Source organism: Weissella bombi, assembly GCF_900094835.1.
Taxonomy (GTDB): Bacteria; Bacillota; Bacilli; order Lactobacillales; family Lactobacillaceae; genus Weissella; species Weissella bombi.
The window spans coordinates 290920-303476 of sequence record NZ_FMAO01000001.1 but is presented as its reverse complement, the minus strand read 5'-3'; the positions used below and the strand labels follow the sequence as shown (position 1 = coordinate 303476).

The following is a 12557-nucleotide window of genomic DNA, read 5'->3' as shown; positions in this document are numbered from 1 at the left end:
CTAGAATGAATTTATCAACTAAATATCTTCAGGGCAGGGTGTGATTCCCGACCGGCGGTAATTTTGTTTACTACAAAAAAGTCCGCGACCCACGTTTCGTGGTTGATATGGTGCAAATCCATAACCGACAGTAAAGTCTGGTATGCAGAAGAATTAATGAATTGACTGATAGAGTCGGTTTTATTTGTGTCGCCCTGACACGAATGGAACCGATTTTTTTATTATCAGTGTTAGGGGATTTACGAGTTATGAATAAAACACGTCGTTTAACAATTGTGGCATTATTGTCAGCTATATCATTTGTATTAATGATTTTTCCACAATTTCCAATTTTACCTGGTGCAAGTTTTTTGAAGATTGATTTTTCAATTGTGCCAGTTTTGTTAGGTGCACTGATTCTAGGTTTAAAACAAGGTTATGCAATTTTAATTTTACGATCAGTTTTAAAATTATTACTAAATAATGAGGGACCTGGTGACTTAATTGGAATACCAATGAATATTATCGGTATGGCAACACTTATTACAATTATCATTGTTATTATTAACAGAAAGCAAGTTACAAAGGGTAGCTTTGTAATGGGTGGCTTATTGGGAACAGTTGGGTTAACTGTTGTTATGGTTATTTTGAACTACATTTATGCGGTGCCACTTTATGCCGTATTTGCTAACTTTGATATTAAGGCTACAATCGGTATGACCAAATATATTGTTGGAATGGTTGTTCCCTTTAACTTAATTGAAGGATTTATCTTGAGTGCTGTATCAGCGCTAGTCTTTTTCTCAATTCGGCATGTACTTGCGCGAATGCATTCACAATTAAATTAGTTGATATTTTTAGTTGATAATTAAAAAGAGTTGGTAGCTTGATAATGCTGCCAGCTCTTTATTTTTCTATTAATCTCCCTTTTGCGGCAAGTGAAAGCAATATGGTAAGCTTAATAGATATTGGTAGGTGATGAAAAAATTGAGGAAAACGATTAATAAAAAAATTATTATCTGGTCAGTTGTTTTGGTAGTTTCGACTATTTTAGATGTTATTTTTATGCCAGCATGGCGTAGCTGGTTATATTTTCTTTTGAATGCAATTGAATTTATTTCGTCATTAGCAGTAATAATCAATATTGAACAAAAGTTTAAAAGTAAAAATAGATAGCTATAAAGGTGTAAACTTTAAGGAGCGGGTAACCTTAAAGTAGTTAAATAAATCAATGATAAGTAATTATGAAAGGTGGTCAAATGTGTGGCGACTGAATTTTTAATAACGCTTTTTTCATCTGTACAAGCGCGTCGTCAACGCGTTATTTTTGGCCTTTTAAAACGCCGTTTAACAGTGTCAACCGAGTACTGGGGACTACGTTATAATTTATTAGTATATGTTGGTTTGCTGCCACATTTAGACAAAAATGCGTTTGATCAAGAAATTGCACGATTTGTTAATCAAGGACTTTTAGTGGAAGTTGGTACAGATACAAATCAATTTCTGTTAACCCAAAAAGGTGTGGTAGCTAAGCAAGTTTATCAAGACAAGCATTATCAAATTAAATATATGAATATGGCGACACAACCGTTAGCCAATGTACGTGATTTCCAACAAGCATTTTGGCTAGCTAACCAAGTTGTTTCAGAAGCGTCATATCACAATAACCGTTATTATCCATTACAAGTAGATTTACAGACAAAAAATTTGGTAAAACGCTGGTATAAACAAGTTTCTAAGGAAGGCGTGATTGATGAATGGGTTACGGGGATAACCGAGTTTTTACAATTGTTGCCACCGATAACGGCTAATCAGTTAGTCGCAACATGGGTTGGACACCAAACACCAGGACTTAATTTGACCCAGTTAGGATTACCAGTAACTTGGTCAGAGATGGATTTTTATCTGTGGGAACTTGATTTATTTGCATATTGGCAACGCCAGTTAACTAAGTGCCGAGATAATCAGCAGGCATTGGTAAGGTTATGGCAGTTAACTCAGCGACAAAGTCTAGTGTCGCCGGGAATCCAAACAACGTTACAACAAATTAAGCAGGGGATGTCTATGAATGCGATTAGTGAGCATCGACATCTTAAAATCGGTACTGTGCGTGAGCATTTGCTGACAGCTGCGATTCGTCTACCAAAAGAGGAATTCCCGTATCATTTATTTTTAACATCTGATGTTGTGACGTATTTAGCCCAACATTTGGAGGGTGATATTGATGAATGGCGCTTTACTGATATTCGTACTTCGGATAATCCCTTGGAGTTTTTCCTGTTCCGTCTTTATGAAATTTATTTAACCAAAAATGAGGTGTCAGAACATGCAACAAATTGATTTAAAACAAGTTTTGCAAAATCGTTTTGGCTTTGAAAGGTTTAAAGTTGGTCAGGAAGAAATTTTAAGCGCTTTACTAGCAGAACAGTCAACATTAGCAGTTTTACCCACAGGTGGCGGTAAAACGTTAATTTACCAAATGATGGGTGCGTTACGACCAGGATTGGTTATCATTGTGACACCGTTGCTGTCGTTAATGCAGGATCAAGTTGCTCGTTTAAATTATTTAGGCGAAAAACAGGTCGTTGCGTTGAATTCTAATCTATCATTTCAAGAAAAACAGTTAATTTTGAGAAACTTACGTCGTTATCATTTTGTTTTTGTATCGCCAGAAACGTTAAATCAAGAACCTGTTAAGGCTGCATTGCAGCAAGTACCTATCAACCTGATGGTAATTGATGAAGCGCACACAATGGTGACCTGGGGTCAAGATTTTAGACCTGATTATCTGTCATTACCACAAGTCCATACGTATTTAAATAAACCACAATTATTGTTGCTAACAGCAACGGCAACACCTAATATGGTACAAGAAATAATGAATCAATTTGATATTTCACCACAACGTTGGTTTATCTACCAACAACCGGTTGACCGCCCTAATATTTTCTTACACAATGAGCAATTGCCTGATGAAAATACTAAACGGCAACGACTAAAGACACTTGTACAAACAATTAAAGGTCCAGGAATTGTCTATTTTACGTCCAGAAAATTGGCGACAAGTATGGCAGAGTGGTTGTCAACTGAGACGAAGTTAAATGTTGTGGCTTACCATGCGGGGATGGATGCGATATCACGTTATCGCGTACAACAGCAATTTATGCAAGGCGATATTGATGTTATTGCCGCTACGTCAGCCTTTGGTATGGGGATTGATAAAGAAGATGTCCGATTTGTGATTCATTATCATTTGAGTAATGATTTAGCGAGTTATTTGCAAGAAATTGGTCGAGCAGGCCGAGATGGACAGCAATCTGTGGCAATCTTGCTGTATGTTTTAGGGGATGAATCGATTCAATTTAATTTAATTGATCAGTCAATTCCTAGTGATTTTGCAATTGAAGCATATTTAGATAGAGGTGAAACGGCACCTATAACTGACGATCAGATGAAATTACTAGACGCTTATCATCAGCAGAATTTAACAACGACTGATATTGTACAGCTGTTTATTAATCGAAAAAAATTACGCCAAAGCAAATTGTGGTGTATGATTGATTATGCTAGGTCTCAAGAACAATTACGTAAACAAATTAGTCATTATTTTGGTAATGATACCCAACAATTATCTCAAGATATGGAAAGTGTGGGTGTGACAGCATGGCAACCGGAAAGATTAAATCTGGTACGTGAAGAAAAACCTGAACATATGTCAGAGGTGTTGGAATGGTCACAACAATTAAAAAAACTATTTAATTTACGATAAAAATTGGGTGTGACACTAACTATTTTTAACGGGTTAGTGTATGATATAATGTAGTGAAAAATAAAGGTAAAGTAAGGAGAGTCACTAATCATGACCGAAAAGAAGAACGAAGAACAGCCATGGGAGTCATCTTTTAAAGATGACACGACTAAGCAGTATTCAAGAACACAAAATCGTCGTAAGTCCCAACGTGTTAGCATGGTTGTTGGAATTTTGGTATTGATTGTGATTGTTTTGTCTTTTGTGCCTGTTTATAAATATTTACAGGAATTAAACAAGCCTGCGGATGCTACCACAAATACTGAGTTACCGGTTGCATCATCTAAGAAAACAACGACATCAACCAAAAAAGTAACGGATACAGCCAAATCAGAATCAAAGGCTAAGGTTGCAGCATCTAAATCATCAGTAGCAGCAGCAAAGTCGGAAAAGAAGGCAGCTGCAGCAAAGTCTTCATCAGAAAAAGCAGCAGCGGATGAATCAGCAAAAGCATCTTCAGAGGCCGCAGCGTCATCAGAAGCAGCAGCATCCTCAGAGGCAGCGTCATCGTCAGAAGCTGAGTCGTCATCAGAGGAAGCTTCTAAGACAGTGCCATTTGATTCGGGAACATTATATAGTTTTGCCGTGGCAAATGGTACAACCCCTGAAGAACTTTATTCATTGAATCCTGGTTTGAATGCAAGCAATTATGCTACATTCTACGGTAAGGGTCTAAAAGTAAAATAAATTATCTAAACGTCTAACGATTATGTTAGACGTTTTTTATAGATACACTAGTGTTTCCAAGTAATTAAGCGTAAAATAGTATAGATAATAGATTATGAGGATGTGGAATATGAACCCAATTCAAATTGCAATTGATGGACCAGCCTCAGCTGGAAAATCAACGATTGCTAAAATATTAGCAACCGACTTGAATTTTATATATGTTGATACAGGGGCAATGTATCGTGTTGTAACATTGGCTGCTATGCGTGAAGACCTTGCACTACAAGATGAAGCAGCAGTTACAGCATTGCTACCTAATATTAATATTTCGTTTAAACCTGGTAACCCAGTACAACGAGTATTTTTAAATAACGAAGAAGTAACTGATGAGATTCGTTCAGTAGAAGTAACAGCAAACGTTTCAACTGTTTCTGCGTACGCTGCTGTTCGTCAAGCAATGACTGACTTGCAACGTGAGATTGCTGCAGCTGGTGGTGTAGTAATGGACGGCCGTGATATTGGGACGACCGTGTTACCAAATGCAGCAGTAAAAATATTTTTAATTGCATCTGTTCATGAAAGAGCAGTGCGCCGTTTTAAAGAGAATCAAGCTAAAGGTATGGACACTACCTTGGATGATCTTGAGGTCGCAATTGAAAAAAGAGATTATTTAGATTCTCATCGCGAGATCTCACCTTTAAAAAAGGCTTCTGATGCTGTTGAACTGGATACAACTGGTCTTTCAATCGAAGAAGTTGTTAATAAGGTAAAAGCCATTATCGAAACTAAATAATGAAATTTAGCATAATTTTAAAAAAATGTAAAAAAGCACTAGCAAAATATAGGATTATTAGTTATAATTCTATTTAGAGTCGTGTGACCAGGAGGATATATTGTAATGAACGAAGAGAACAACGAGCTATTAGCAGCTCTTGACAGCGTGGCTGAAGTTAAAGTTGGCGATGTAGTTAAGGGTGAAGTCTTGGCAATTGATGATAATCGTCAAGTTATCGTAGGTATTGAAGGTGCCGGTGTTGAAGGTGTAATTCCTTTGCGCGAATTGACAACTGACCGCGATGCGGACGTGAATGACCTTGTCAAGGTTGGAGACGTGTTGGATTTGGTAGTAGTTTCTACTATCGGTTCTGACAAGGAAGGTGGATCATACCTATTGTCAAAGCGTCGTCTAGAAGCTCGTCGTGCTTGGGAAGAAATCGCAAGCAAGCACAGTGTTGACGACATTGTGGAAGCACCAGTAACGCAAGCCGTTAAGGGTGGTTTGGTTGTTGACGTTGAAGGTGTACGTGGATTCGTACCAGCTTCAATGATTGAAAACCGTTTCGTGCAAGATTTGAACCAATACAAGGGTCAAACTATCCGTGCAAAGATTATTGAAATCAATGCAGCAGATAGCCGTTTGATCTTGTCACGTCGTGATGTATTGAACGAAGAGCGTAAAGCTGCTTTGGCACGCATCTTTGACGAACTATCAGTTGGTGATGTTATTGAAGGTAAAGTCGCTCGTATGACTAACTTCGGTGCATTCGTTGACCTTGGTGGTGTTGATGGATTGGTACACGTTTCTGAAATCTCACACGAACGCGTTTCACAACCTTCAGACGTTTTGTCAGTTGGTGAAGAAGTTAAGGTTAAGGTTTTGGGATTGGACCCAGAACGTGAGCGTATCTCATTGTCAATTAAGGCAACGCAACCAGGTCCTTGGGATGAGGCAGCAGAAAAGGCCCCAGAAGGAACAGTTCTAGAAGGAACTGTTAAGCGCGTTGTTGACTTTGGTGCTTTCGTTGAAGTCTTCCCAGGTGTTGAAGGTTTGGTTCACGTTTCACAAATCTCACACAAGCACATTGCTAACCCTAGTGATGTTTTGACTGCCGGTGACAAGGTTCAAGTTAAGGTTTTGGATGTTAACCCAGAACGTCAACGTTTGTCATTGTCAATCAAGGCATTGGAAGAAGCACCTGCACGCGAGGAAAATGATCGTCCTCGTCGTTCACGTCGCCCACGCCAATCAGCTCCAACTAACTACTCAACTTCAGAAGAAGAAGGTTCAGCAACGTTGGGTGATGCCTTTGGTGACATCTTTAAAGATTTTAACTAAGCATTAAAATAGTTTTAAACAGTTAGAGGCGGGGACATATGTTAGCGCCCTAACTTGAAAAAGTAGCAAGTTGCCGATATATTGGCAGCTTGCTACTTTTTTTAAACATGATTTAAAAACTGTATTTACACGCCTTTTTAGTACGTTTTTTAGTTTTTGTTTCAAATTAAATCATGTTAAGATTAGGTATACTAAATACGAAGTAGACAAGTTACAATAAAATTTGTAATTTAGAAAAGAGGCTAATATGGGATTTCCTGTCGTGGCGGTCGTTGGTCGTCCGAATGTTGGTAAGTCAACGATATTTAACCGTATTGCGGGTGATCGAATTTCAATTGTGGAAGACACACCAGGTGTAACACGTGATCGTATTTATACACGTGCTGAATGGCTAACGCAAGAGTTTCGATTAATTGATACGGGTGGAATTGACATGGGTGATGAACCTTTCATGTCACAAATAGTACAACAAGCTGAAATTGCGATTGATGAAGCTGATGTCATTATCTTTATGGTATCAGCACGTGAAGGGTTAACCGAAGCTGATGAACGAGTTGCAAAAATTTTGTATCGTTCAAAGAAGCCAGTTGTTTTGGCCGTTAATAAGGTTGATAATATTGAATTACGTTCAGAAATTTACGAATTTTATGCATTAGGTTTTGGCGATCCATATCCTATTTCAGGAGCGCATGGAACGGGACTAGGAGATTTGTTGGATCAAGTTGTTGATAACTTTCCTGAAACTGAAGCACAAGAAGATGATGATGCAATCCGTTTTTCATTTATTGGTCGTCCAAATGTTGGTAAATCATCATTGGTAAATGCTATTTTGGGTGAAGAGCGTGTGATTGTTTCTGATATATCAGGAACAACACGTGATGCGATTGATACACGTTTTACGTCTGCTGACGGTGATGAATTTGTAATGGTCGATACTGCTGGTATTCGTAAGCGTGGTAAGGTATATGAATCTACTGAAAAGTATTCAGTTATGCGTGCTATGCGTGCCATTGATGATTCTAACGTTGTGCTAATGGTTTTGAATGCCGAAGAAGGGATTCGTGATCAAGATAAGCACGTTGCTGGGTATGCACACGAAGCAGGTCGTGCTGTTATTATTGTCGTTAATAAGTGGGATACGCTTGAAAAAGATAATCATACGATGGCTGATTTTGAAAATCAGATTAGGCAAGAGTTCCAATACTTGTCATATGCACCAATTGTTTTCGTATCAGCATTAACTAAGCAGAGACTTAACAAATTGCCAGCATTAATCAAACAAGTTAATGATAACCATCAAAAGCGTATACAATCTGCAACATTGAATGACGTTATTATGGATGCTTTGGCTTTGAACCCAACGTCAACGGTTAATGGTAAGCGATTGCGTGTATACTACGCAACACAAGTTGCTATTCAACCACCAACATTTGTTGTGTTTGTTAACGAACCTGAATTGATGCACTTCTCATATGAGCGTTTCTTGGAGAATCAAATCCGTAAGTCATTTGACTTTACCGGTACACCAATTCACTTAATTAAAAGAGCACGAAAATAAAAATAACCTTAATATTTAATGGAATATGATTATTTTTAGCTAAATGTTTAAAAAAATATAAAAAGCCTATTATATCAACGTTTTAAGACATTTTTTACTTGTAAGATAGCGCTAACTATGATATTCTAAATATCGAAATCTAATTACAGATTCAATCTGAAATTATTGACATTTAGTCAATATAACTATGCAGGAGGAAATTAAAATGGCTAACAAGCAAGAATTAGTAACTGATGTTGCAACAGCAACTGGTTTGACAAAGAAGGATGCAACTGCTGCAGTTGATGCAGTATTTGCTTCAATCCAAGATACTTTGGCAAAGGGTGAAAAAGTTCAATTAATTGGCTTTGGTAACTTTGAAGTACGTTCTCGTGCAGCTCGTAAGGGTCGCAACCCACAAACTGGTGAGGAAATTGAGATCGCTGCATCAAAGATTCCTGCATTCAAGCCTGGTAAGGCATTGAAAGACGCTATCAAATAAGCGTTTTTAAAAAAGAAGCTATGCTTAGGCATAGCTTCTTTTTTGTGCTTTTTTGAAAGTAAATTTGTACGAATATGTTTACATCAGTGGATTTGTGCTACACTTATGTTTGATTGCGATATAAATATTAATTAATATAAAAGGGGTGAAGAGATGGCGATTGGGAAAATGATAACGATTGCTGGCTCGGATATTTTAGCAGGTGGCGGAATTCAAGCGGATTTAGCAACATTTAATGAATATGGATTATTTGGATTAAGCGCAGTAACAAGTATCGTGACAGTTAATCAAGATGATTTTGAAATTCATAATGTGCCGGTTCCAGTGCTGAAAGCACAGTTGGATTCTTTAGGTCAATTAACTAATGTAAAAGGCATTAAGGTGGGGTTATTGCCAACTGTAGCACATATTGAGTTAGTGAGTGATTTTTTAAGAAAAAATGCACAGCAGATACCAGTTGTAATTGATCCAGTAATGGCGTTTAAAGAAACGGATACGGTTAATGTGGGCAAACTGGCACAAGCAATTATTGAAAATTTGATACCTTTGGCAACTGTTATAACGCCTAATTTGGTTGAAGCGCAATTATTAACACAACAAACAATTGAATCTGAAGCTGACTTGTTAGCGGCTGCAGAAATATTACACCAGTTTGGGGCACAGACAGTGGTTGTTAAAGGTGGTATGCGTTTACCTGGTGATAACGCAACGGATGCAATTGTGACTGGTGATGTTAAAAAGTTGGTTAAATTACCAAAATTAACACAGCCATATAATAATGGTGCAGGTTGCACTTTTTCATCAGCTATTGCGAGCCAATTAGGACAAGATGTTGCCCCATTGCCTGCGATTGCCGATGCAAAAAGTTTTGTTCATGATGGTATTTTACAGGGAATTAAGTTAAACGATGCATTTGAAGTAGGCAACGTTTGGCAAGCAGCTCGTCGGCATAAAGGGATAGAGAAATGAAAACAAAACAGATAACAATTGGGGCAGTTTTAGTTGCAATAAATATTGTCTTGAGCTATGTTGCAAAATTGCCAACACCAACGGGGTTTGTTTCGTTGGTTGAAATAGGTATCTTTATTGGTGCTTGGCACTTCGGTCCTAAGATGGGCTTAGCTGTCGGTGGATTAACCGGATTTTTGCTAGACTTATTTGCTGGTTATCCACAATGGATGTTTTTTTCACTAATTATTCATGGATTAGAAGGCTGGATTATTGGTCGTTTTAATGTTCAAAAAACAGTCGGTATACGAATTTTTGGTAATTTACTGGGTAGCTTTACGATGGTATTTGGTTACTGGCTTGCCGGTAGTTTCTTATTGTGGATTACAGGCGGTGCTAAAATGTCTATACAAGCGGCTGTATTAGCAGGCTTAGCAGATGTTCCAGCAAATATTATGCAGGTATTAGTTGGCTTTATCCTAGCATTGATTGTTAGTGTACCGTTACGTAAGTGGATACGTTAATTAGAAGTTTAAAAACTGTCACATGGGGGCAGTTTTTTATTTGTTTTTAGAAAGAGATGGAAAATGTTGGAGAAAAAATCACATCAAGTTATTATATTATTGACGATTAGTTTAATGTTAATGAGCAGTATTATGCGTGCACCGATTACAACAATGCCGCTAATGCTACCACAAATTGCTGAGTCGTTGCATGTTGCTCAGAGTCAGCTAGGAATTATTACGACGATTCCCTTAATCATGTTTTTGCTTATTTCAAATTTTGCAACTAAAACAATGGTGAAATTTGGCCTTAACCGTGCACTTATTTTGTCGTTGTTAAGTATTATTGTTGGGTCAATATTGCGTATGTTGGTTAATATGCCATTAATTTTACTAGGTACTGCTTTAATTGGAATTGGTATTGCACATTTGAACGTATTAATGCCACCATTTGTAGCGACTTATTTTCCTAATAAAATTGGTTTGTATACATCAGTTTACTCGCTTGCAATCATGGTTGGATCAGCAGTATTTAGTTTAATCACAGCACCTGTTGTAGCAGTATCTGGTTGGCAAGGTGTCATGGGGTTACTAGTATTAGTGCCTGCGCTTACTTTAATTTTATGGTTTTGGACGACTAAAAAAGCTACACCAACAACCGACGTGACAACATCATCTAAGCAGGCAGTGCAACCTAAAGAGCATTTACATGTCTGGTCAAACTATAAAGCATGGCCATTCTTATTTGTTTTTGGTGTGCAAGCAACAGTTAATTACACGACCGTTGCGTGGTTACCATCTATGATGTTGCAACATGGTGTTCCTAATGGGGTGATGACAATTTTTATGTCGTTATATTCATTTGTGGGTATGCCATTATCAATTATATTACCAACGGTATTTTTAACATTGAAGGCAAAAGGTACAACTTGGGTTTCATTAGGTGCAGGTATGGTAGCATTACTTAGTGTTGTGATGTTATTTCACACGCAAACCAAGTCGGTTGTCTTTTGGGGCATTGTAACAATATTAATTGGTGCATCAACTGCCTTTTTCTTTTTGTTTTCATTAACAATGTTTGCAAGTAAAACACAATCACCAGTACAAACAGCTCGTTTATCTGGTATGGCACAAGCTGGTGGTTATTTTATGTCAGCATTTGGGCCCATTTTATATGGGCACGCTTTTGATGCTAATCCAGCAGGAAAGATTCAAAATATTGTTTACCTAATTTTGGTTTTGTTAATGATTGTGTCTGCAGTTATGATTGCACACACAAAAAATGTGTTTGACGAATAATTATGAATGGGGAGTAATTGACAATGAAATTTTTACATACAGCTGATTGGCATATTGGTAAGGAGTTGGGTGGCTTCTCTTTGTTACCAGAGCAGCAAACTGCTTATGAACAAATTCGTGATATTGCATTATCTGAAAAGGTTGATGGTGTAATTATTGCTGGCGACTTATACGACCGTGGTATTGCACCAACAGCCGCAGTTAATAGTTTGGAAGGTATGTTGAAAGATTTGAATATTAATCATCATCTACCAATTTATGCCGTTTCAGGAAATCATGATGGTGCGACTCGTTTAGGTGCTGGTCGTGAGTGGCGCCAACAAAATGAATTATATCTTAATACAACGTTAGCAGATGCCTTTACACCAATCGAAACAACTGATACGCAAATATTTTTATTGCCTTTTATTGAACCAGCAATGGCTCGTGTCTATTATCAAATTCCAGAATCACAAGCTCGTCAATACCAAACGATTAACCAAGTGATGCCAAGGATTATTGCGGATATGGTAGCAAAATTTGATCCGCAGAAGAATCATCTATTAGTTACACATTACTATGTCACAGGCAGTAAGAACCAAGATTATGAATTAACAAGTGAAACAAATTCGCAAGTCGGAGGATTACGAAGTCTTGATGATATGATGTTCAAAGATTTTGACTATGTTGCGCTAGGACATTTGCACTTGAAGCAAGCTAGTCCCAGTGAAACTGTTCGTTATTCAGGTTCACCAATAAAATTTAATACTAAAGAAGCGCAAACACAAAAAGGGGTCTACATTGTTGAAATTAACAAACATGTTGTGACCACAACTTGGCATCCGTTAATCCCGAAAAAAGATTTAATTTTATTGGCGGAACCGTTTGATACATTGATTGATCCTAATTTTTATGGTCAATATGAGCGTGGTCATAAAAATTATTTCAGCATTAAAATTCAAGGCTTGGCGAATGCGACAAATGCTAGAGCAACGTTAGCTAAGATTTATGGTGATGTTGTTGAGGTGCAATATGATTTGCCGACTTTAGTGGCTGATAAACAGGGAATACCAGAAATTACGGCAGATGCAGATGGTGCTGATGATAAATTAATTGCTGCATTTTATAACTATGTGACAGGTACAAATCTAAATGATAATCAGCAACGATTGGTAGATGATACATTGAGTGATTTGTATCAACAAGAGGAGGGGTAA

General features: G+C 37.5%; 13 protein-coding genes and 1 riboswitch. All 13 genes read left to right on the top strand.

Annotation, left to right across the window (positions count from 1 at the left end; genetic code table 11):
* Positions 1 to 20 precede the first annotated feature (20 nt).
* Positions 21 to 157: riboswitch (FMN riboswitch) on the top strand.
* Between the two features lie 91 nt (positions 158 to 248).
* Complete coding sequence (locus tag GA0061074_RS01440; protein WP_092461326.1) at positions 249 to 827, top strand: ECF transporter S component; 579 nt, start codon at positions 249 to 251, stop codon at positions 825 to 827.
* A gap of 139 nt (positions 828 to 966) precedes the next feature.
* Positions 967 to 1155 (top strand): hypothetical protein, encoded by a 189-nt coding sequence (locus GA0061074_RS01435; RefSeq protein WP_092461325.1) that lies wholly within the window; start codon positions 967 to 969, stop codon positions 1153 to 1155.
* Between the two features lie 87 nt (positions 1156 to 1242).
* Positions 1243 to 2319 (top strand): helix-turn-helix domain-containing protein, encoded by a 1077-nt coding sequence (locus GA0061074_RS01430; RefSeq protein ID WP_240005837.1) that lies wholly within the window; start codon positions 1243 to 1245, stop codon positions 2317 to 2319.
* Positions 2306 to 3748, top strand: coding sequence for a RecQ family ATP-dependent DNA helicase (locus GA0061074_RS01425; protein ID WP_092461323.1), 1443 nt, complete (start codon positions 2306 to 2308; stop codon positions 3746 to 3748). The genes GA0061074_RS01430 and GA0061074_RS01425 overlap by 14 nt, the downstream gene beginning before the upstream one ends.
* Positions 3749 to 3838: 90 nt before the next feature.
* Complete coding sequence (locus GA0061074_RS01420; RefSeq protein WP_092461322.1) at positions 3839 to 4474, top strand: peptidoglycan-binding protein; 636 nt, start codon at positions 3839 to 3841, stop codon at positions 4472 to 4474.
* Positions 4475 to 4583: 109 nt separating this feature from the next.
* Positions 4584 to 5249, top strand: a complete 666-nt coding sequence (cmk, locus tag GA0061074_RS01415) for a (d)CMP kinase (protein ID WP_092461321.1) — start codon at positions 4584 to 4586, stop codon at positions 5247 to 5249.
* A gap of 105 nt (positions 5250 to 5354) precedes the next feature.
* A complete protein-coding gene (gene rpsA / locus GA0061074_RS01410; RefSeq protein ID WP_092461320.1) occupies positions 5355 to 6572 on the top strand; it encodes a 30S ribosomal protein S1 in 1218 nt (405 codons plus the stop codon).
* Between the two features lie 247 nt (positions 6573 to 6819).
* The gene (der, locus tag GA0061074_RS01405) at positions 6820 to 8130 is read left to right on the top strand and encodes a ribosome biogenesis GTPase Der (RefSeq protein WP_092461319.1); all 1311 of its coding nucleotides are present in this window, start codon (positions 6820 to 6822) and stop codon (positions 8128 to 8130) included.
* Positions 8131 to 8335: 205 nt separating this feature from the next.
* Positions 8336 to 8611 (top strand): HU family DNA-binding protein, encoded by a 276-nt coding sequence (locus GA0061074_RS01400; protein WP_042493879.1) that lies wholly within the window; start codon positions 8336 to 8338, stop codon positions 8609 to 8611.
* A gap of 153 nt (positions 8612 to 8764) precedes the next feature.
* Complete coding sequence (locus tag GA0061074_RS01395) at positions 8765 to 9580, top strand: bifunctional hydroxymethylpyrimidine kinase/phosphomethylpyrimidine kinase (protein WP_092461318.1); 816 nt, start codon at positions 8765 to 8767, stop codon at positions 9578 to 9580.
* Entirely contained in the window at positions 9577 to 10083 is a 507-nt protein-coding gene (locus GA0061074_RS01390) for an ECF transporter S component (RefSeq protein ID WP_092461317.1), read from the top strand. The genes GA0061074_RS01395 and GA0061074_RS01390 overlap by 4 nt, the downstream gene beginning before the upstream one ends.
* Positions 10084 to 10146: 63 nt before the next feature.
* Positions 10147 to 11361 carry an MFS transporter gene (locus GA0061074_RS01385; RefSeq protein WP_092461316.1) on the top strand — a complete coding sequence of 405 codons (1215 nt, stop codon included), beginning with the start codon at positions 10147 to 10149 and terminating at the stop codon, positions 11359 to 11361.
* A gap of 23 nt (positions 11362 to 11384) precedes the next feature.
* A complete protein-coding gene (locus GA0061074_RS01380) occupies positions 11385 to 12557 on the top strand; it encodes a metallophosphoesterase family protein (protein WP_092461315.1) in 1173 nt (390 codons plus the stop codon).